Source organism: Acinetobacter sp. YH12100 (assembly GCF_013419135.1).
GTDB classification, from domain to species: Bacteria; Pseudomonadota; Gammaproteobacteria; order Pseudomonadales; family Moraxellaceae; genus Acinetobacter; species Acinetobacter pseudolwoffii.
Genome location: NZ_VPAQ01000012.1, coordinates 85,936 through 105,509, shown reverse-complemented (window position 1 = coordinate 105,509; position 19,574 = coordinate 85,936). Strand labels below are relative to the sequence as shown.

The 19,574-nt window shown below is 43.4% G+C and carries 22 protein-coding genes and 1 pseudogene; 8 read left to right on the top strand and 15 right to left on the bottom strand.

What is annotated here, in order from left to right; genetic code table 11:
* Window positions 1-50 precede the first annotated feature (50 nt).
* Both FTU40_RS10040 and FTU40_RS10035 read left to right on the top strand, forming a co-directional pair.
* Entirely contained in the window at window positions 51-635 is a 585-nt protein-coding gene (locus FTU40_RS10040; RefSeq protein WP_074383601.1) for a hypothetical protein, read from the top strand.
* Window positions 636-807: 172 nt separating this feature from the next.
* A complete protein-coding gene (locus tag FTU40_RS10035; protein WP_005168783.1) occupies window positions 808-2,037 on the top strand; it encodes an MFS transporter in 1,230 nt (409 codons plus the stop codon).
* Window positions 2,038-2,108: 71 nt separating this feature from the next.
* Here FTU40_RS10035 and FTU40_RS10030 read toward each other — a convergent pair whose 3' ends face one another.
* The 4 genes from FTU40_RS10030 to FTU40_RS10015 form a co-directional block, all read right to left on the bottom strand.
* On the bottom strand, window positions 2,109-2,411 hold the full coding sequence (locus FTU40_RS10030; RefSeq protein ID WP_005094233.1) for a DUF3817 domain-containing protein: 303 nt from the start codon (window positions 2,409-2,411) through the stop codon (window positions 2,109-2,111).
* Between the two features lie 298 nt (window positions 2,412-2,709).
* Complete coding sequence (sodC, locus tag FTU40_RS10025; protein WP_180040688.1) at window positions 2,710-3,252, bottom strand: superoxide dismutase family protein; 543 nt, start codon at window positions 3,250-3,252, stop codon at window positions 2,710-2,712.
* Window positions 3,253-3,374: 122 nt separating this feature from the next.
* Complete coding sequence (locus FTU40_RS10020) at window positions 3,375-4,505, bottom strand: AI-2E family transporter (RefSeq protein ID WP_373683703.1); 1,131 nt, start codon at window positions 4,503-4,505, stop codon at window positions 3,375-3,377.
* A gap of 128 nt (window positions 4,506-4,633) precedes the next feature.
* Window positions 4,634-5,278 (bottom strand): ParA family protein, encoded by a 645-nt coding sequence (locus FTU40_RS10015; protein ID WP_005094230.1) that lies wholly within the window; start codon window positions 5,276-5,278, stop codon window positions 4,634-4,636.
* Between the two features lie 124 nt (window positions 5,279-5,402).
* Between FTU40_RS10015 and FTU40_RS10010 the strand changes: the two genes are divergently transcribed.
* The gene (locus tag FTU40_RS10010) at window positions 5,403-5,870 is read left to right on the top strand and encodes a Holliday junction resolvase-like protein (protein WP_005094229.1); all 468 of its coding nucleotides are present in this window, start codon (window positions 5,403-5,405) and stop codon (window positions 5,868-5,870) included.
* Between the two features lie 27 nt (window positions 5,871-5,897).
* Window positions 5,898-6,476: a hypothetical protein gene (locus FTU40_RS10005; RefSeq protein ID WP_100357833.1), complete on the top strand. Its 579-nt coding sequence runs from the start codon at window positions 5,898-5,900 to the stop codon at window positions 6,474-6,476.
* An 18-nt stretch (window positions 6,477-6,494) separates the two neighbouring features.
* Here the strand turns inward: FTU40_RS10005 and FTU40_RS10000 are convergent, their stop codons facing one another.
* On the bottom strand, window positions 6,495-7,124 hold the full coding sequence (locus tag FTU40_RS10000; RefSeq protein ID WP_100357832.1) for a class I SAM-dependent methyltransferase: 630 nt from the start codon (window positions 7,122-7,124) through the stop codon (window positions 6,495-6,497).
* Between the two features lie 191 nt (window positions 7,125-7,315).
* Between FTU40_RS10000 and FTU40_RS09995 the strand changes: the two genes are divergently transcribed.
* Window positions 7,316-7,879: a hypothetical protein gene (locus FTU40_RS09995; protein ID WP_180040709.1), complete on the top strand. Its 564-nt coding sequence runs from the start codon at window positions 7,316-7,318 to the stop codon at window positions 7,877-7,879.
* Window positions 7,880-7,949: 70 nt separating this feature from the next.
* Here the strand turns inward: FTU40_RS09995 and FTU40_RS09990 are convergent, their stop codons facing one another.
* On the bottom strand, window positions 7,950-8,282 hold the full coding sequence (locus FTU40_RS09990; protein ID WP_180040686.1) for a HopJ type III effector protein: 333 nt from the start codon (window positions 8,280-8,282) through the stop codon (window positions 7,950-7,952).
* Between the two features lie 174 nt (window positions 8,283-8,456).
* Here FTU40_RS09990 and crcB point away from each other — a divergent pair, with 174 nt between their 5' ends.
* On the top strand, window positions 8,457-8,837 hold the full coding sequence (crcB, locus tag FTU40_RS09985; RefSeq protein ID WP_004281556.1) for a fluoride efflux transporter CrcB: 381 nt from the start codon (window positions 8,457-8,459) through the stop codon (window positions 8,835-8,837).
* An 87-nt stretch (window positions 8,838-8,924) separates the two neighbouring features.
* On the opposite strand, the gene FTU40_RS09980 is transcribed toward crcB, so the two are convergent.
* On the bottom strand, window positions 8,925-9,176 hold the full coding sequence (locus FTU40_RS09980) for a type B 50S ribosomal protein L31 (RefSeq protein WP_180040684.1): 252 nt from the start codon (window positions 9,174-9,176) through the stop codon (window positions 8,925-8,927).
* Between the two features lie 97 nt (window positions 9,177-9,273).
* Window positions 9,274-10,572: an AarF/ABC1/UbiB kinase family protein gene (locus tag FTU40_RS09975; protein WP_180040682.1), complete on the bottom strand. Its 1,299-nt coding sequence runs from the start codon at window positions 10,570-10,572 to the stop codon at window positions 9,274-9,276.
* A 287-nt stretch (window positions 10,573-10,859) separates the two neighbouring features.
* On the opposite strand from FTU40_RS09975, the pseudogene FTU40_RS15235 reads away from it, so the two are divergent.
* A pseudogene (locus FTU40_RS15235) lies at window positions 10,860-11,103 on the top strand (DUF1737 domain-containing protein).
* Here the strand turns inward: FTU40_RS15235 and FTU40_RS09970 are convergent.
* Both FTU40_RS09970 and FTU40_RS09965 read right to left on the bottom strand, forming a co-directional pair.
* A complete protein-coding gene (locus FTU40_RS09970; protein WP_373686056.1) occupies window positions 11,092-12,468 on the bottom strand; it encodes an MATE family efflux transporter in 1,377 nt (458 codons plus the stop codon). The pseudogene FTU40_RS15235 and the gene FTU40_RS09970 overlap by 12 nt on opposite strands.
* A 40-nt stretch (window positions 12,469-12,508) precedes the next feature.
* Window positions 12,509-12,967, bottom strand: coding sequence for a DMT family transporter (locus tag FTU40_RS09965; RefSeq protein ID WP_005094208.1), 459 nt, complete (start codon window positions 12,965-12,967; stop codon window positions 12,509-12,511).
* A 126-nt stretch (window positions 12,968-13,093) separates the two neighbouring features.
* On the opposite strand from FTU40_RS09965, the gene hemW reads away from it, so the two are divergent.
* Complete coding sequence (gene hemW / locus FTU40_RS09960; RefSeq protein ID WP_180040680.1) at window positions 13,094-14,248, top strand: radical SAM family heme chaperone HemW; 1,155 nt, start codon at window positions 13,094-13,096, stop codon at window positions 14,246-14,248.
* A 221-nt stretch (window positions 14,249-14,469) separates the two neighbouring features.
* On the opposite strand, the gene FTU40_RS09955 is transcribed toward hemW, so the two are convergent.
* The 5 genes from FTU40_RS09955 to hemF form a co-directional block, all read right to left on the bottom strand.
* Window positions 14,470-14,679 (bottom strand): cold-shock protein, encoded by a 210-nt coding sequence (locus tag FTU40_RS09955; RefSeq protein WP_004281542.1) that lies wholly within the window; start codon window positions 14,677-14,679, stop codon window positions 14,470-14,472.
* A gap of 346 nt (window positions 14,680-15,025) precedes the next feature.
* Window positions 15,026-16,849: an acyl-CoA dehydrogenase C-terminal domain-containing protein gene (locus tag FTU40_RS09950; RefSeq protein WP_005168756.1), complete on the bottom strand. Its 1,824-nt coding sequence runs from the start codon at window positions 16,847-16,849 to the stop codon at window positions 15,026-15,028.
* Window positions 16,850-17,245: 396 nt separating this feature from the next.
* Entirely contained in the window at window positions 17,246-18,034 is a 789-nt protein-coding gene (gene aroE / locus FTU40_RS09945) for a shikimate dehydrogenase (RefSeq protein ID WP_005094203.1), read from the bottom strand.
* Window positions 18,035-18,132: 98 nt separating this feature from the next.
* Window positions 18,133-18,339, bottom strand: coding sequence for a hypothetical protein (locus tag FTU40_RS09940; RefSeq protein WP_005094202.1), 207 nt, complete (start codon window positions 18,337-18,339; stop codon window positions 18,133-18,135).
* A 135-nt stretch (window positions 18,340-18,474) separates the two neighbouring features.
* Entirely contained in the window at window positions 18,475-19,431 is a 957-nt protein-coding gene (gene hemF, locus FTU40_RS09935) for an oxygen-dependent coproporphyrinogen oxidase (protein ID WP_180040678.1), read from the bottom strand.
* Between the last annotated feature and the right edge of the window lie 143 nt (window positions 19,432-19,574).

Here is a 19,574-nt window from a genome sequence, read left to right as displayed (position 1 = left end):
AAGCGTATCTTAGTGATGCGCTTTTTGCTTTTGGGAAGAGGGGGGAGTTGATGGACTCAAATATATCAGCCGCTACAATTGGCGTGATTGGAGGATTTTTAGCTTCACTCTTATTATTCTATCTAAATAGGTTTTACACCAATTACGATAAAAGAAAATCAGAAAAAATCCTACGAGAAAAATTATTGTATCGTGAGAAAGATAGTGAATTAGAGGCAGATCAAAATTTTATTTTTTCTTTACCTGACTTGAAAAGAGAAGTGTATTTAAACTGTCATATCAATTGGGATAGCGAAATTGCTCTTAATATGATGAAAGGTAATGAAGACTTAATCTGGTTTTTAAGATTCTGTTGGCTGAGCTTAGTAAAATTTTTTCCTCAAGACCATTTTTCAACAGAAGGACATGTTAATTATATTGATAAATTTATCATGGATAGGGCTAACTATCATTACTCTAGATTAGACTGTAGTGACCAATTAAAAAGTGGAAGTATTTCAAAAATAAAGTTAGGATCTTCGATAGCAAAAGATATTGATCAACTAATTATAGACTTAGTAGAAAAAATTCTTCATTTTGAAAATCCTAGAAAAGAAAAATGGTTTCAAGAGTGGAACTCAGTAGAGTCTATTTGATTTTTATAAATTATTAGAATATAGATGAATAATGTATCCTCCATTGATTTGTTTTGAGTAGGTCATTAAAAAAGAGAACGGACTTAAAAACAGGACTCTGCTAAAATTTCCTCTTTCTATTTTAGACAAAGTTTAGCCTGCTTAAACGAGCAGGGTGACAATAAAAACTCCCATGCAAAACATCCAAACCCAAAAACTGACCCGTGCCACACTCATGTTCCCGCTGGCACTGGTCTTGTTTGAATTTTCCGTCTATATCTGTAATGACCTGATCCAACCAGCCATGCTATCGATTACCCGTGATTTTGGGGTAAGCAGTTCATGGGCGCCATCCTCCATGTCCTTTTTCCTGTTAGGTGGGGCATTTGTTGCAGCGATCCTGGGGCCATTATCCGATCGTCTTGGACGTAAAACCGTGCTCTTGGGCGGCGTGGCATTTTTCACAATTAGCTGTCTGGCAATTTTACTAACACCCAATATCGAAAGCTTTTTATTCCTGCGTTTCTTACAAGGCTTTGGACTGTCCTTTATTACCGCCGTAGGTTATGCCGCCATTCAGGAAAGCTTCGAAGAGCGCGATGCCATCAAAGTCATGGCACTCATGGCCAATGTTTCTTTACTGGCGCCATTGCTCGGGCCGGTACTGGGTGCCTTTATGATTGATCATATTTCCTGGCATTGGGGCTTTATCGGCATTGCATTTCTGTCATTTTTAAGCTGGTTTGGCCTGAAAGCCAAAATGCCAAACCTGAAAGTCAGTGTTCCGAAGCAGCCGTTTAGCTATATTCTGGATGACTTTAAACAGGTTTTAAAAAATAAACGCTTTGTGATTATGACCGCGGCACTACCTTTGGTCAGCCTGCCGTTGATGTTATGGATTGCCTTATCGCCTGTAATTCTGGTCGAGCAGTTTGGATTCAGCAGCGTGCAATATGGTCTGGCGCAGTTTCCGGTTTTGGGCGGCTTGATTATCGGTAATCTGGTTTTGCTAAAAATCATCGACAAAATGCCGCTGGGGAAAACTGTACTCTTGGGTGTGCCATTGATGCTGTTTGGTACAGGCTTATTAATACTCGGTCTGTTTATTCCAGATTATTTTGTGCATTGCCTGATTATCGGCACCACCTGTATCAGCCTTGGTGAAGGCGTAAGTTTCTCGGTGCTGTACCGTTTTGCACTGATGTCTTCTGAAGTGTCCAAAGGTACGGTGGCTGCTACGGTTTCGATTATCCTGATGCTGAGCTTTTTCGTGGTGATTGAAGCAGTTCGAATGGCTTATGAAGCCTATGATATTTGGGCCTATTGCATCGCATCTTTTATTTTGATTGCATTGTGGTTTACTTTGCCGCGTCTGAGCTTAAAGCAGATTATTTCTGAGCGGAAGGTGAGAGGGGAGTTTTAAAGCTCCTCCTTTTATAAAGGAAGGCTATACCCTCTCTCTAACTCTCTCAGAGGGAGAGAGGATTTTAATATCTATTGAAGCTCAGCGACGGGCTGCTCTAGTTTCTTTAATTTCAGATCAAACAAAAATGGCCCAAATGGCAAAATTGAAGCGATCAGGCCCATCAAAAACATGCTGAGCGACCATTTTTGCTTTTCACAGACCGCAAATAACACCACTAAAAACAGCACAAATAGTACGCCATGCCCCATACCAACATATTTCACTAAGATCGGATTATCCATCATGTATTTCACGGGCATCGCGATAAATAAAAGTAGCAGAAATGAAATCCCTTCAAACAAACCGACCAGACGTAAAGTTTTGATGTTCATAAGACATACTGATTTAATTAAATTAACCCTGAGTGTACCCAATATAAATTGAAGATTAAATCTTAAAAATAAAAATATATTCAATATTTATAATGAGTTATAACCGAGTAAAGCAGTTGGTTATTGAGTTTCGCGATATTGTTATTGATGGCATAACTGCAAAAAAAAACTTTAAGTTTTCCGGCAATAAACTGATCTATAGTAAAAAAGTTATTTAGATGCCAACTCTAAAGAAAATTTCATGAAAAAAGACGAGCAGATTGCCCGTCTTTTTCTTTTTATATCTACATTAATCTGTTTAGATCACACCACATGCAATGCGGTCGCCACCACCACCTAATGGTAAGGGGGTGTCAGAATAGTTGTCGCCGCCGGCATGAACCATAATGGCACGACCCTGAAGATCTGCCAGTTTCAAACGTGGTGCAAGCAGGGTGACACGGGCAGTACCGTCAGTATTGACTTTTAATGTGGGCAAATCACCGAGGTGACCGGTCACCGGCGTACCATGATTGGGGGACTGGTTCGGATTGTAATGACTACCGGCAGCCAGTGCTGCACCCATCTTGCCATCTTTCATGGCGGGTGCACATGAACCATTTTCGTGAATATGGAAACCTCGCTCACCGGCAGGGAGCTGTTTCAGGTTGGTACGTATCACCAGACCGGCTGGACTGTCACTGAGTAATACGGTGCCAATCTCTTGACCTATCCCCTCAGCGGTTACTGCATTTACAGTCACGGCTCTGACCAGTTCATTCGATGGAGAAGTCGAGGCGCAACCTGTGAAAAGTGCAGCACTGAGCGCACAAAGTGTCGTAATTTTAAACAATGAAGACATGGTATTGGCATCCTGATCTTTATTCTGTTTTGTAAATCTATTGAAACAGAGCAAGATCAGAAGCTCTATATAGAATCAGTACTTAAATGTTTTGTTTTGTTTAAGTCGATTCAATCTGTGCTTTAAGGTGCTTTGGGCGGTGTGTCCTCGGTCTGCGGATCGAGGTCATGTGCCATGGTGGCTTTAGGCATCATTAAAGGTTCATTCAAATTACTTTCATGTAACCATTCACGCCAAATTGCCAGCAAGACTGCAAGAATCACTGGACCAATGAAAACGCCGACCAGACCAAAACTGGCAATACCGCCCAGAACACCAAACATAATCAACAGGAATGGAATTTGTGTTGCGCCAGAAATCACCAGTGGACGAATTACGTTGTCGGCCGTACTGACAATACAGACGCCCCAAGCCATCACCCCAATCGCCTCAATCGTCTGTCCCTGTGAAAAGAGCCACAGTGATACTGCACTATAAGCCACCGGTGGGCCGAAAGGAATCAGGGCGAAAATAAAGGTCACAATGGTCAAGACCATCGGATTCGGTACACCCGCGACAAAATAACTCAGACCTGCCAATAAAGACTGGGCAATTGCAGTCAAACCAACGCCATAGACCACCGCACGTGTAGTGGCAGAAATGGTAGAAAAATAATGATGTACACGTGGCCCGACCACCATCTCAAAAGCTTTACGCACCTGATTTAAAATGGTCTGACCATCACGGTAGAAAAAGAACAGCGAAAGTATCGCAAAACACAATTTAAAGATATTTTTACTGACTTCATTCAATACCACTTTGCCGTAATTCAGATGACCTTGAATCCAGCTCGAGATCGATAGCGCGATACTGTTTGGATCGGTATTGATTTCATTTAAAGTTCGGCTAATTTCCTTGCCGACAATCGGAAGGCCACGAATAAAATCCGGTACATCCAGATGACCGGAAAAGACCTGTCGCTGCAATTCAAAATACAGATTACGACCTTCATGCTGCAACATAAAAATGGCGAAGATAAATGGCAGACCAAACACCAGAATCACGGCCAGAATCATCACGGTTGCACTCAGCGTTGGCCGATTGCCGCACATGCGTAACACCGACTGATACAAGGGCCAAGTCATATAGGCGATAATCGCTGCCCAAACTACAGGGATGATGAAATATTTGAGTATATGAAAACTCAAAAAAATCAGGATAAAGAACAATCCAAATAATAAGACTTTTTGTAATGTAGGCGCGTACTGTTGCACTGAATTTAATGGCTCATTTTTTAGGTCGTGTTCAGGCATATTAACTGAAAAAAAAGCGATCGAAAATGACGGCTTGGTAAGTAGCGTGATTATTTTCCCAAAGCAGTGTTAGGATTCAGCGGACTGGCTTAAAACCACTGACTGGGATCATCGATAATGGCATTCAGCACCGGTTGCCATTGATCCTGTAATTCCCGATAGATTTTTTGAGGTTTATCAAAGACTGACAGACCTTCCATAGCCAGACGGCTATAAGGTGCACGTTCTGAAATCCAGGCCACCGGCTGCTGGTCGATCTTGTCAAAAAACTGCTGTATGTCCTGATTACTGGCTGCATTCGGTTTGGTACGGTTGGCCAACAGTAAAATTTCAACCTTGCCTTTACGAATCCGCTTAATGTCCTGCAAATGCTTGAGAAAACGGCGGGTCGAATCAATATCAAAAAATGAAGGCTGGATCGGAATAATAATCGCATGCGCTTCACTGATCAGCTGCTCGGCATGATCTTCAGTCAACGCTCCCGGTGCATCAATGATCAGATACTCAATCTGCTTCGGTGCATCACCAATGGATTTGTGATTGCGCCAGTCCAGACTTTGAATCGGCATGGCCTGTTCCGGACGTTGCTTGAGCCATTGCAATGCAGATTTCTGGTTATCGGCATCGGCCAGCGCCACCTTATAACCTTTTTGTGCGAGTGCTGACGCTAAACTAATAGCTGTCATGGTTTTGCCACAACCGCCTTTCTGATTCGCAACTAAAATTGTTTTCATGACTCAAGGTGATTTTATTCTGTTCCTGCCTAGCATATCATTCTTTTCAAGCGTACCAATGGCTGATGTTTTCAACTTCAGTCGAATGTTGTGCTGAAAAAATAAAGTAAATTAGGAAGATTGAATGTCCATATGGATGGCCATGCTGATTGGCACATGTATCGGGGTGGTGCTGACCACCATTATTTTAAGTCAGACACGCAATGGACGCATCAAGGCTGAATATGAGCAGTATATTGCCGAGCTGGAACTAGAACATCAGCAGGCATTGATCGCCGCGCAAAAACGCAGTGTCAATACCAGCAGGGCAGTCCTGAAAGGCAAAATGGCGGAACAGCTCGCACCGATCATGCCGGAATTTCAATATCTGCCCAGTGATGCCAAGTTTCTGGGCGATCCTGTCGATTATGTGGTCTTTGATGGCTATACCGATTTCAGAGACGGCGAAGGCGAAGCAGAGGATATTGAAGTGGTATTGATTGATATCAAAAGTGGCGGAGCGCGTCTGACTAAAGGCCAGCAAGCGATTGCCCGTGCAGTTCAGGAAGGGCGGGTGCGTTTTGAAACCATCCGGATTGATTTCGATGATTGAGCACGACCAAGGAAAGAATAAGAAATTATGCAGAAATTACTGATCACTGCGCTGCTGTTTATGCTTGGACTGTGGGTCTGGAATGAGTTTTTTCGTGCGATCCCACATCTGGAAGAACGAGGTGTCTTGAAAAACTTTTCGGTAGAGCCGATTCAACCTATTTCAGCTACATTTACTGTGCATGATAAACGTTTCGTTAAACCGAATCGTCGTGTCTTGCATCAGGCCAGCCCTATGGTTGGACATTTTAATGATCTGGCCTATGTCAGTAATATCGATGTGCTGTTGCTCAGCCAGTCACTGCCAGCCATGCAGGCAACATTAGCATTTGATCAAGCAAAACGCTGTTATCAAATCGAGGAACAAATCAGCCAGGCTGAAGCTGAATTTCTCAGCACGCATATCCGGCATTTTAGTCTGATCGCTGCCAACGAGAAAATTGCCAATCAGATTCGCAGGCTAAAATCAGGGCAGAAGATTACACTCAGCGGTGATCTGGTCACAGTACATTCAGGAAGCACGGGACAGGAATTTCAGGTGGGTACAGGCTCGGAATATCATGCCCATTGTCAGTTGCTGCGTGTGACTCAGTTGCAGCAACATTAACGGCAAAACGAAAATAAATTAGCCTTGCGGTTTACGCAGTCGAGCCAGCAGCATACGCTGGCCAATCTTCGGAATCCCTGCGGCATTGATATAATTCAATTCTTCAATTTCAAAACCAGTTTCCAGTAAGGCAGTTTCAATATCCCGGTTTAAATGACAGCCATCTGCGACTTTCTTCTGAATCGGGGTGAGTAAATGCTGCAGGCGCTGGATATTTAAATTTTGTCGATTCAGCACATGTTCGACCACATGCAAGTGACCGCCCGGTTGTAGCACACGATAAATCTCACGCAGACTTTGGCCGAGGTCAGCAATACTACACAGCGTCCAGGTCGAGATCACATGTTCTAGACTATGTTCTGCAAAAGGCAATGCTTCTGCGCTGGCCTGAATATGTTCAACCTGAAAAGCAGCCTGCTGGATGCGCGGTTCTGCCAGCTTGAAAATGGCCGGATTGGGTTCTACGGCATAGACCAGATCTACTTCTTGATAGAAAGGCAGATTCAGCCCTGTACCAAAACCAATTTCCAGTACTTCACCAGAAATGTTCAAAAGCAATTCACGGCGTAAATCCATCAAGGACGGCGTTTGCATCACCTGATTTAAAAGGTGCGGAAAGATGTGTTGTTGATAAAGTTGATACAGCATTTGGGTTGTTTTAATTTAATCTGAATGTATTTTAGCTTAACTGAAAAATACAATATTCGGGAATGCCCAAGCTGACTAAATACACCCAGTTTGTTACCAAGTTCAACTGTTTATTCATTAAAAAATACGTAAGATCAAGGAAGATATCCTTAAAACGTTTGATCAACTCGATTAGGATTAGATTAAAAATGATGTTCAAACACTTTAAACATTATGCATTGTTGGCCGGTTTGTTGCTGCCTATTTCCAGCTATAGCTCGGTCGATCACAATATTGCCAAAGGTTTGCCACCTGTGGTCAAAGGACAGTCAATTTCTGTCTTGCAGCCTTTTAAAGGCGATTTCCGTATTTTGGGTTCCAAAGTCTATAGCGCTGATCCACAGGCCAAATTCTCTCCGATTGATTATGCGGTGAGTTGGGGGCTGTTTGCTGAACCTGAAATTGCCCGACATATTAGTGTCAATCAATATGACCGTTATCTGAACTGGAAAATGGATCGGGTGCCCGTGCCGGTAGAACAAGCCAAGCAGATGGTGTCCAATATGCATATCATTCCGGCCAATCCTGAAATTGCCAAGGCCATTAAAAAGGTGAAACGTGGTGATCTGGTGCGTATGCAGGGTGAGCTGGTTGAAGTGCGTGATAAAGATCTGGTCTGGACATCGTCTTTAACTCCGACCGATACCGGTGATGGCGCCTGTGAGGTATTCCGTGTCAGTTCAATTCAGTGGATTGAAACGGTTGGGAAAAGCTAAATTAAAATTTGCTATTTAGATGCCTATATAAAACCGCTTTTATGAGCGGTTTTATATATTGATAAACTGCTTATTTAGCAGTTAAAGCCTGACCTTCAAATGCAATGCCATCCCAGCCATTTTGCATAAACTGGCGGATATTCGGATGATCGCTGGTTTGAGGCGTCGTTTGTACAGCTGCATAGTGCTCGGCAAACAGGCTTAAGGTTTGGGTCTGATCCAGCCCATTGAGTCGTGCAAAGGCAAAAACTTTGGCGCTGCCTTGGTTTTCAGTGGTCGCATTGCTCTGCTGGCCATTTTTAAATGCAGTCGGGGTATGGGTATAACGCGCTTCGATATAGGCAATCACATCTGCAAATTTTGCCTCACCTGCGGCCAATTGTGCCAATAAATCTTGTGCCATGCTGTTTTCCCTTTGCAATCAATAAAAAATCGATACGATGAATATAGCAATTTTCTTGCGAAGTTCCATGGTATTTAATAAGTTTTCAGTTCAAGATAATCATGAAAATGATTCATAATTAATTTGAAATTCCGGATCAAATCAACTGGATCAATAAATAGAATAGGAACGTATATGGGCTGGCTTTGGGTGGCAATCGGCGGGGCAGTGGGTGCCAGTTTACGGTATGCAGCAGGGCTCTGGTTGCTAAAACCACAGATGCAATTTCCTTGGCCGACGTGGTGGGTCAATATTCTGGGCTGCTTATGTGCAGGGATCTTTTTTGCCTGTAGCCAAAAATATCCAATGCTGCAACAGGAAGCACGTCTGTTTTTAATGGTGGGGATACTGGGCGGATTTACCACATTTTCCAGTTTTGGTCTGGAAAGCTTTCAGCTTTTGAAACATGGCGCCGTAGGTTTAGCTCTATTGTATGCGCTGTCGAGTGTAATTGTTGGAATTATCGTTCTGGCGCTGGGTTTTTACTTGACTTCACTGGCTTTGGCTCAAAGCTGAAACAGACATAAAAAAGTCAGGAAACTGGAGGTTATTTCCTGACATAAACCACGATTTGAAGATCAAGATAATCGACGGTTTTTAGTTTTAGCCACGTTTAAAGCGGCCAAAACGTTTATTAAAGCTTGCCACGCGACCTTCATTGCTGGTTTGACGCTGCTCGCCAGTATAGAAGGGATGAGAAGCACTTGAAATATCAAGCGTGACATAAGGGTATGTTTTCCCCTTATATTCTTTAGTCTGGCTAGAGTTCATTGTGCTGCCAATCACAAAATAAGTATCGGCATTGGTGTCATGAAATAACACTTCACGATACGCTGGATGAATATCTGGACGCATATATAATTCCCTCATGATTCTTAATGAAATGTTATAACGTAACATTTAATACTTCAAGTTATCTAGAGTTACAGCGTGTAAGCCTTTGGGGTCAAAATTAACCTCGACTCGGCACCAGTTCTTCAAATACATCACTCAGATCATCATGAACTTTTAAATGAATCAGGTTCCAGTATTGTCCTGAAATTGTCCGGTTCACCATGAGCGTATCTGGAGATGGCTTAAACACATCCCAATATTTTAGAGAAGGTTTGAGCAACTCCATGCCATCATGATGGGCCGAGTTTTCAGCAAAATCATAATGGGTGACCAGTGGACGCATCAGAACTTCCAGCCATTGTTCATACAATTCAGTCGGGAATTTTCCGGTTTCAGTCAAGGAATGCAGCGCATCTAACTGTTGCTCGATCACGGGAATATTCTTCTCGCGTGCGGCATGAATAAGTTCCCGGAAATGCCCAATCACTTCAGTCGAAAGAGTCTTAACGCCACCATAATCATAAACAATCACAGAGCCATCTTCACGAAAGGCAAAGTTGCCCGGATGCGGGTCACAGTGAAAGCGTTTCAGATAAAAAATTTCCTGACCAATCGCACGCAGCAGACGGCGCCCTAAGGCATTGCGGGTTTCCTGTGGCCAGGTGCTGGCGGTTTCAATACTTTCTCCCATTTCCTGACTCAAGGTTAGAATATGCCGTGAAGAATATTCATGAAAAACCTGTGGAATCACAATTTTATGATCCAGTGACTCATGGAAAGCGCGGGCAACTTCCAGGTTCTGAGCTTCAATTTCATAGTTGAGCTCATTGTCCAGACTATGCTGAATTTCTTTAAATAACTGATCCTGAAGTTTACGGTCAATCTTTAAAACGCCCATCATGCGGAGCGCCAGACGTACCTGTTTCAGGTCACTTTCACAGGCTTCATCGACCCCCGGATACTGCACCTTGACCACCACTTGCTGGCCATTGGGTAAAGTGGCTTTATGTACCTGACCAATCGATGCAGCGGCAAAAGGCTGTTCACCAAACTGTTGGAATAATTGCTGTAAAGGTTTGCCGAGTTCCTTTTCAATTTGCGCCTGAATGTCCTTAAATGGCATGGGCGGTGCCTGACGTTGCAATTTGGCAATGGCTTTGGCAACTTCGGGTGGAAAAATATCTTTATATTGCGAGGCGATCTGACCAACTTTCATGACCGCGCCTTTCATTTCTCCCAAGGTATCCGCGATTTGTATACCAATATCCTGAAATAATTTGCTGCGCGCAGTATTTTTCTGCTCTTCGTCGGCAGTTAAATTTTTAATTGAATTGGATAGGGTTTTACCTGCAATACTTGCGGTCATTCCGGCAAGTTTCATAAAGCGACGACCGGGTGTGCTAGCCGTTTTTGCCATGCGAGATTCCTTGAAACCAACAATTATTTGATGTATTTGATCATAGGTGACAAAGATTCAATTGCCTAGATTTAATTGTAGAGGTTGTGTTGTGATTTTCTTTAACTTCTCCATCTTTAGTGCATGATCTTTGATTTATCAGAAGATTTTTCTTCCTTTCCTGTACTTAAACCAAAACAAGATTCCTGAATACATCATTGCTTTAGATAAAGCTACATAATCATACTAAAGGTTGTTCTAGTCCCAAAAGTATAAATAAAACAACTCGCAGTAATGAAGAAAATTCAATGAAAGTCTATCGATATTTTACTGCTCAAGATGATGTGCATTTTTGTGTGCGTATCACTTAAACCTTAAATACAGGACCTAAGTTAGATGATTCACCCACCATGCGCTTTAATGGCACGGAGGTGATTGTAAGAGCCCCTGCTGATCAAAGATGTGATAGACGAATCGGAGATTTCCAAAGGATTAAAAAATGCACTGGATCCTGAATCGCAGCGCATTTTCCAGCTTGAATTAATCGGTTGAACGCATTGAGTGGTCGAGACTTAAACGTTTATTGTTGCCATATAAACGAGCTAATAAAAGTACACAGGCCACACTCAGACCCACAATCAGGCCAACCCAGACACCGGCTGCGCCCATGTCGGTAAAGCGGGACAGATACACCCCGACCGGGAAGGCAATCACCCAGTAAGCCAGCATGGTGATCCACATAGGGCCTTTGGTGTCCTGCATCCCACGCAGACAACCTGCTGCACTGATCTGCCAGCCATCCATTAGTTGATAAGCAATCGCAAACAGAATCAGATAGACCGCGATTTGGGTCACGATCATATCCGAGGTGTAGAGCGCCACGATTTCATTACGGAACGCCCAAAGCAAAATCATGGTCAGGATTGCCAGAATAGTAGCAGTGATCAGGCCGAGATATTGCACTTTACGCATCGCCTGCCAGTTCTGCTCGCCATAATAGGTGCCGACCCGAATGGTCAGGGCAATCGCCAGTGACATTGGAATCATAAACAGCTGTGAGGTCACTGAAATGGCAATCTGATGCGCAGCAACAATAGTTTCTCCCAAAGGGCTGAGCACGATCGCCGCAGTACTAAAAATACTGACCTCAAAGAAAATCGCCAGTCCGATCGGCAGACCAAGCTGCAAGATGCGTTTCATCCATTCCGGGTTGATTTTTTCCCAATGAGTAAACGGCTGGGTGCGTTGATAGGCTTTATTCTTAAAAATATACAGTGCCAGAGTAATGACCATTAACCACTGTAAAATTGCCGTAGCAAAACCACAGCCGGCACTACCCAAGGCTGGAACAGGGCCAATTCCATACATAAATACATAGTTCAGTGGAACCAGCAATACCAGTGCCAATAGGCTGATGACGGTCACCGGACGTGGATGACCAATCGCTTCTGAATAGCCACGTAAGGCGGCATACATAGTCACTGCCGGCATACCAAAACCAATCGCATGCAGGAATAAACCGGCTTTGGGCTGCAAGCTTTCCGGTACACCTAAGATTGGTAAAGTCGCTGGCAACAGCTGCAAAATCAGGCCAGCAATAATCCCCAGAATCAGGGCTACCCAAAGTGACTGACGGGCAATGGTGGCAATTTTTTCAGGGGTACGTGCGCCATTCGCTTCAGCCACCAAGGGTGTCGTTGCAATCATGATACCGCTAAACAGCAGCATCACCGGAATCCACAGACCCACCCCGACTGCAATTGCTGCAAGATCGGTCGCAGACAGATGACCTGCCATAATGGTATCAATCAGGCCCAAACCTGCCTGGGAAAATTGGGTTACCAGAATAGGTAACATCAGATGAAACAGTTTTTTTAATTCAAAACCAAAGGTCGTAACCGGTGTAACATTCGACACAAAAATTACTCATCGTGATCATGTGCTTAAATAGAGGGGTTTAGCGTTGTAAAGTGAGAAGCACACCAATAAAAATTACTCCGCCGCCTAAAAGACGTTGCCAGTTAATCGGCATTTTTTCGTTGCCCAATAAACCCAGATGATCGACCAGCATCGACATGGCCATCTGACCAAAAATAATCAGGCCGCTAAGCACCAGAAAGCCAAGTTTGGGGGCTGCATAAATGCTCATGCTAATCGCGTAGACACCCACGATGCCCCCAAGCCATAAATACCAGGGAACATTCATTAATTCCTGTACACCGGGTTTGGGGTTGGACTGAAAAAGTACAATCACAGCGAGCACTATTGTACCAATCAAAAAGGAAAAAAATGCAGCTTGCATAGGAGAATATAAATATTCTTTCAGTTGCGTGTTAATTGCGGTTTGAAGCGTCAGCAAAACACCAATTGCAAAGACTAAAGGAAGTAAAATAATCAGTTGAGAAGATATTTTCATAATTTTAACTGTCTAATTCTATTTGAGTTTTTAGATATAACCCGGTGATCATTTTAATTTTAGCAGTGTTGCTGCCGAGTCATGTTAAAATTCAGCTATATCTTGTAGTCGTTTTTGAGTAGTTCTTTGGCTGAATTGAATCCTGCTGTTATCCCATTGTCTTTATATATTCATATGCCATGGTGCGTGCGCAAATGTCCGTATTGTGACTTTAATTCGCATGCTGTTCCTGATGGTGAATTATCACTGGAACTAGAACAGGAATATTTACATGCCTTGGTTGAGGATTTTAAAACGCAGGTCGATTTTGCCCAAGGCCGCCAGATTCATAGTGTATTTATTGGTGGCGGTACGCCGTCGCTGATTTCTGCTCAAGGCTATCAATGGCTATTTGATCAGTTGCAAGCCATTATTCCCTTTGCAGAAGGCTGTGAAATTACGCTGGAAGCAAATCCCGGTACGGTAGAGCATGACCCATTTGCAGGTTATTTGCAGGCCGGCATTAACCGTTTGTCAATTGGGGTGCAGAGTTTTAATACTGACCATCTTAAACGCTTGGGTCGGATTCACAGCAATGAAGATGCGATTTCTGCGATTGGATTGGCGCGTGAAGCAGGCTTTCGACGAATTAATGTCGATTTAATGCATGGCTTGCCTGAACAGACTTTAGATCAGGCCTTGCATGATTTAAAACTTGCGGTAGAAAATGGCGCGACACATATTTCCTGGTATCAGCTGACGATTGAACCGAATACGGTATTTTTCCGTACCCAACCTATTCTACCGGTAGATGATGTACTTGAAGATATTCAGGAGCAGGGCGAAATTTACCTCAAAGCTCAAGGCTTTATCAATTATGAAGTTTCTGCCTGGCGTAAAGAATTACCTTCAGCGCATAACCTGAATTATTGGCAATTCGGCGATTATCTGGCGATTGGTGCGGGTGCACATGGCAAAGTGACTCAACCTGATGGCGTATATCGTTTCCAGAAAACCCGCTTACCTAAGGATTACTTAGCCAAAGTACCTGCTGAACATTTGCAGTTTAAGCGTATTGAAGCTGAAGAGATGCCATTTGAGTTTATGATGAATGCGCTACGCTTAAATCAGGGCGTAGAGGCTAAATTTTATATCGAGCGTACTGGTCAAAGTTTGGATACTTTACAAGATTTATTAAGCTCTTTACGTAAAAGAAAATTAATGATCGATGACCAAAACCGGCTTGCATGTACCGAGCAGGGGCATATCTTCTTAAATTCGGTACTGGAAGAATTTCTTTAACTGATTTTTATTTTCTGAACATTTTTCAAAGACCTTCATAAATCTATATGAGGGTTTTTTATTGTGCAGATTTTACCAGATCAGGAATTTTTAGCTTGGCATAGAGCACACCGGTTTTTAGATCAAACAAATAAGCTTTAAAAGCTAGAGCTGAATAAGAGAAATTACAAGCACAAAAAAAGCACTCTAAAAGTGCTTTTTTTCAATATCTTGCTTCTAAATTATAGAGCAACGATATTTACAGCTGTAGGGCCTTTTTGACCTTGAGCTACGCTGAAAGAAACCTTTTGGCCTTCAACTAAAGTTTTGAAACCTGAACCAGTGATTTCGCTGAAATGAGCAAAAACGTCTGGACCTGATTCTTGTTGAATGAAACCGAAACCTTTAGTTTCGTTGAACCATTTTACTGTACCGTTAACTGTATTAGACATAATGTAACCTATTGAATCGTATGAATTTATAGCCAAAATTTCAGATGACTAACTGTAACTTTGAAAAATAAAAAGGATGGAGCTTTTTGATCTGTAATACGAAGGTTTATGACTAAAACTGCGATACTTAAAAGAAACTAACCAAAACAAGAATTTTTCTAGTTGGGATTATCATACCGCTTATTTTGAGATATACAAGCGTTTTATTTATCTAATTTATTAGGCTATTGAAAAATATAAAATTAAACCTGTATATTTTGTATTCAGATCAGTGTTTTTAGGGTTTTGAAAGGGTAGCTCTCAATACAAAGAGCGCCGAAGCGCTCTTTGTAATTCAATTTACAGCTTAGTAATCAAAACTAAAGTGCTCTGGCGCCAGTGCGGTCATGGTTTTGGATGGATTCACCATCGCTTCAGCATGACCTTGGGTACGAGGCAGAATACGTTCGAAATAGAAATCAGCGGTTTTGATTTTTGCTTTATAGAACTCAGGTACTTCTGCGCCATCGCCAGAAGCCAGTTTGGCTGAGGCAACTGCAGCTTGCTGCGCCCAGAAGTATGCCATCATCACATAGCCCGAGAACATCAGGAAATCGACTGAAGCAGAAGAGACGATGTCGCGGTCTTTACGGGCTGCCAGCATGATTCGAACAGTTAATGCATTCCACTGGGCACATAGCTTGGTGAGATCCCAGGCAAAGCGGCGCATATATTTATTACGCGCATGCTGACCACAAAATTTCAGGATTTCAGCGGTATAATCACGAATCACTTTGCCTTTCGAGGTTAACAGTACTTTACGACCGATCAGATCGAGTGCCTGTACACCTGTCGTTCCTTCGTACAAGGTAGAGATACGTGAGTCACGTACAATCTGTTCCATGCCCCATTCTTTGATATAGCCATGACCACCAAAGACTTGCATACCATGATTCGATGCTTCATAGCCCATTTCAGTCAGGAAGCCTTTTAGAATCGGGGTATAGAAACCTAAGTGATCATCATGCTGTTCAAAGGCAGCGGTATCGCCGCGCAATAAAGCATCATTCATGTTGTCGGCAATTTGCGCAGCATGATAAATCATGGCACGGCCACCTTCGGCAATGGCTTTTTGCGTCAACAGCATACGGCGTACATCGGCATGATGAATGATGGCATCCGCCACTTTTTCCGGATCTTTTTTGCCAGACAGGGCGCGCATCGACATACGTTCTTTGGCATACGGCAGAGCACCTTGGAAGGATAACTCCGCATGACAGATGCCTTGAATCGCAGTACCAATACGCGCAGTGTTCATGAAGGTGAACATGGCATGCAAGCCTTTATTTGGTTCACCAATCAAGTAACCCGTGGCCTTGTCAAAATTCAGCACGGCTGTTGCTGAGGCGCGAATCCCCATTTTATGTTCAATCGAACCGCAATTGACTGGATTGCGTTCACCGATGCCACCATCGGCAGCAGCAATAAATTTCGGTACGATAAACAGTGAAATGCCTTTAGTACCTTGCGGTGCATCCGGAAGGCGCGCCAGCACGATATGTACGATATTTTCAGTGAGATCGTGCTCGCCTGCGGAAATAAAGATTTTGGTTCCTGAAATGGCATACGTACCATCTTCTTGCGGCTCGGCTTTGGTTTTAACCTGACCCAAGTCGGTACCACATTGCGGTTCAGTCAGACACATGGTGCCAGCCCAAGTACCCGCAACCAGATGTGGCAGATAGGTATTCTTCTGCTCATCGGTGCCGTACTGGATAATGGTATTGATACAACCCACGCTTAAACCCGGATACATCTGGAATGACCAGTTTGCAGTTCCCATCATTTCCGATTTGATCAGGTTTAAAGACATTGGCAGGTTTTGACCACCAAACTCTTCAGGATAAGACAGACCTTGCCAGCCACCTTGGACGAACTGATCATAAGCGTCTTTAAAGCCCTTAGGCGTTTTCACTTCGCCATTTTCAAAATGACAGCCTTCAGCATCACCGCTTTCATTCAGAGGTGAAAGTACATTTTCACAGAAATCTGCTGCACCTTCCAAGATCATGTCTACCGTGTCGGTATCGGCATATTCACCATTCGACAAATTCTGGTAGTGCGCAGGGTAATCGAGCACTTCATTCATAAGGAAGCGAATGTCGTGTAAAGGGGCTTTATATGCTGGCATGCGTTTAATCCTGATTAAAATAGTTTTGGATTATCTGTATCGATTCTTTGATTATTCATATTTGAGATAAAAAAACATTGATAAGGCAAGCAAATAAAAATGTCAGAAAAGCGAATCGAGTCTTAGAGCCAACCAATAAAATCGGATGATTTCATCTTCTGGCTGTCAGCGTACAGAAAGGTTGAAAACTTCTTATCTGATTGGACTTTAATGAATTGAACACCAGATTGTCTAGTGCTACTTTTGTATGAATTGTACTCAATTGTTATCAATAAAAAATTCAAGTTAAAAATGTCATTAAATCCAGTAGCTGAATTTTTAGTCTTTAATAATGGAGTTAAGATCAATTCGGATTGTTGTTACAACCCGAATTCTCTGGTCAAAATAACTGGATATTTATAGAAAATCTTTTAAATCTGGTTTGATGCCATTCCAGATAGAAAAAGATTCCAGTGCCTGACCGACCAGCATGCCAAAGCCTTCAGATGTTGGCACAGCACGTGCTTTGGCCTGATCAAGGAAGGAGGAAGGCTTGCCATAGGCCATTTCATAGGCATAGTTAAACTGTAAGGCTTCTGGAAGCAGCAAAGCATCACCGCTGAGACTGGCTGAAGTGGCATTGATCACCAGATCAAACTCACCTGCAAGATGTTCTAGTGAAATAGCCTGTAATTCGAGCTGCGCTACAGCATCCTGCAGATCCGCAACCAGTTGTTCAGCGCGTGCCAAGGTGCGATTGGCAATCACAATTTTTTTTGCGCCTGCCTGGGCGAGAGGATAGATCACGCCACGGGTTGCGCCGCCTGCACCGATAATCAGGATGTTGGTATTTTCCAGCGGCCAGTTGAGTGCACGAATCGCATCGACCAGACCTTGACCATCAGTATTATCGCCATGCAAAATACCATTTTTCATCCACAGGGTATTCACTGCCTTGGCAATTTTGGCTCGCTCACTGAGCACCTGACACTGGGCAAAAGCCTGCTCTTTAAACGGCACGGTGACATTCATCCCGATTCCGCCATGGGCAAAAAACTCCTGAATATTGGCCTCAAAGCCATCCAGTGGAGCCAGACGTTTGCTGTAATTTAGATCAATTCCGGTTTTTGCTGCAAAAGCATGATGCAATTCTGGAGAGCGTGACTGTTCAATCGGATTACCAATCACGGCAAATTGTTTGCTCATTTCACAATGTCCATGTGCTGAAATGAGCATCAATATACGTGAAAAAGCGCAGGGACTAAAGCCTGCGCTGTTTTAAATAAGGGGGCTGGAAGTGCGGTTTAGGAACTGCAGATGTCCATAATATGTTCTGCAAATACCAGCGCCATACTAAGCACAGCTCCGACCACAGTCAGGATACTCACCAGAATAGCCGCGCCATCCAGAAGCAGATTATGACTCAAAACGGCGGTACTCATCGCACTGATGGCGAGAGCCAGAAAAAGCCAAAAGGCAAAAACAGGAAGATTTAATTGAAGATGATGCATTGTTATTCTCACTAGACATCTAATAGATTGTGATCGATGTAGCGATAGGATGCCGCGACCAAATCAGGGATTACTCTGCAGCAGTATAGAGGAATAATGGATTAAAACAGCCCTCTATTTGAGGGCTGTTTTGTATCATTTCATTGCAGTTGATTTTAATTCTGTGAGCCAGTCATGGGGTTTCAGATAGTAATCGGTCAAACGCTTTTCCGGCGAGCCTTCATCCCATTCAGGACGATAGGACCAGCCGGTCAGTGGAGGCAAGCTCACCAAGATTGATTCAATTCGGCCGCCGGTCTGCAAACCAAATAGCGTACCGCGGTCATAAACCAGATTGTATTCGACATAACGGCCACGACGATACAACTGGAACTCGCGTTGTGCTTCGGTATAAGGCTTATCCTGATTACGCTGGAAAATCGGCAGAATCGCCTCTAGATAACCATTGCCTACGGCCTGTATATACTGGAAACAGGTATCAAAATCCCACTGATTCAGATCATCAAAGAATAACCCGCCGACACCACGCTGTTCATCACGATGTTTTAAATAGAAATAATCATCACACCATTGTTTATGTTCAGGATAAATCTCTTCACCAAATGGCGCACACAGATCATGCGCCGTCTGATGCCACGAAAGGACATCTTCATCATTTGAATAGAACGGGGTCAGGTCGAAACCGCCACCAAACCACCAGATTGGATCTTGCCCTTCTTTTTCTGCAACAAATAAACGCACGTTGGCATGTGAGGTCGGTACATTCGGATTTTTCGGATGGATGACCAGCGATACACCCATCGCTTGCGCCTTGGCACCGGCAATATTGGGATGGCGTTCAGTGGCTGAAGCGGGCAGTTTGGAAATATTGATATGGGAGAACATCACCCCACCTTTCTCAATCACGGTACCATTTTGCAAAACACGCGAACGGCCACCACCACCTTCCGGACGTTCCCAGTCATCAATGATAAATTCGGCCGTACCGCCGCCAGCACGCTCCTGTTGTTCCAGTGCTGCACAAATCCGTGCCTGCAGGTCGAGGAGAAATTCACGAACGCGTTGAATATCCGCAGATGTAGGATGCTGCATCAGAGCCTCGTAGGGAAATAAAAAACTAGCTACATCAAAGCATAAAATCAGTCAAAGATTAAGGTCTATTTAGCAATGTAGTGGATTGAACCAGGCTTTAAATTTGAGTATTGATGGACAGAATGGGGTATTAAATCCGACCA

What these genes read in the sequence shown, in the direction of transcription:
- FTU40_RS10015 (WP_005094230.1), bottom strand. Translation starts at nt 5,278, where the DNA reads ATGAAAACAATTTTAGTTGCGAATCAGAAAGGCGGTTGTGGCAAAACC.
- sodC (WP_180040688.1), bottom strand. Translation starts at nt 3,252, where the DNA reads ATGTCTTCATTGTTTAAAATTACGACACTTTGTGCGCTCAGTGCTGCA.
- FTU40_RS09975 (WP_180040682.1), bottom strand. Translation starts at nt 10,572, where the DNA reads ATGGCAAAAACGGCTAGCACACCCGGTCGTCGCTTTATGAAACTTGCC.
- FTU40_RS09980 (WP_180040684.1), bottom strand. Translation starts at nt 9,176, where the DNA reads ATGCGTCCAGATATTCATCCAGCGTATCGTGAAGTGTTATTTCATGAC.
- FTU40_RS10035 (WP_005168783.1), top strand. Translation starts at nt 808, where the DNA reads ATGCAAAACATCCAAACCCAAAAACTGACCCGTGCCACACTCATGTTC.
- hemF (WP_180040678.1), bottom strand. Translation starts at nt 19,431, where the DNA reads ATGCAGCATCCTACATCTGCGGATATTCAACGCGTTCGTGAATTTCTC.
- FTU40_RS10040 (WP_074383601.1), top strand. Translation starts at nt 51, where the DNA reads ATGGACTCAAATATATCAGCCGCTACAATTGGCGTGATTGGAGGATTT.
- FTU40_RS09965 (WP_005094208.1), bottom strand. Translation starts at nt 12,967, where the DNA reads ATGAAAATATCTTCTCAACTGATTATTTTACTTCCTTTAGTCTTTGCA.
- FTU40_RS10030 (WP_005094233.1), bottom strand. Translation starts at nt 2,411, where the DNA reads ATGAACATCAAAACTTTACGTCTGGTCGGTTTGTTTGAAGGGATTTCA.
- FTU40_RS10005 (WP_100357833.1), top strand. Translation starts at nt 5,898, where the DNA reads ATGCAGAAATTACTGATCACTGCGCTGCTGTTTATGCTTGGACTGTGG.
- FTU40_RS10010 (WP_005094229.1), top strand. Translation starts at nt 5,403, where the DNA reads ATGTCCATATGGATGGCCATGCTGATTGGCACATGTATCGGGGTGGTG.
- crcB (WP_004281556.1), top strand. Translation starts at nt 8,457, where the DNA reads ATGGGCTGGCTTTGGGTGGCAATCGGCGGGGCAGTGGGTGCCAGTTTA.
- FTU40_RS09995 (WP_180040709.1), top strand. Translation starts at nt 7,316, where the DNA reads ATGTTCAAACACTTTAAACATTATGCATTGTTGGCCGGTTTGTTGCTG.
- FTU40_RS09940 (WP_005094202.1), bottom strand. Translation starts at nt 18,339, where the DNA reads ATGCATCATCTTCAATTAAATCTTCCTGTTTTTGCCTTTTGGCTTTTT.
- aroE (WP_005094203.1), bottom strand. Translation starts at nt 18,034, where the DNA reads ATGAGCAAACAATTTGCCGTGATTGGTAATCCGATTGAACAGTCACGC.
- FTU40_RS09990 (WP_180040686.1), bottom strand. Translation starts at nt 8,282, where the DNA reads ATGGCACAAGATTTATTGGCACAATTGGCCGCAGGTGAGGCAAAATTT.
- FTU40_RS09955 (WP_004281542.1), bottom strand. Translation starts at nt 14,679, where the DNA reads ATGTCTAATACAGTTAACGGTACAGTAAAATGGTTCAACGAAACTAAA.
- FTU40_RS10000 (WP_100357832.1), bottom strand. Translation starts at nt 7,124, where the DNA reads ATGCTGTATCAACTTTATCAACAACACATCTTTCCGCACCTTTTAAAT.
- FTU40_RS09950 (WP_005168756.1), bottom strand. Translation starts at nt 16,849, where the DNA reads ATGCCAGCATATAAAGCCCCTTTACACGACATTCGCTTCCTTATGAAT.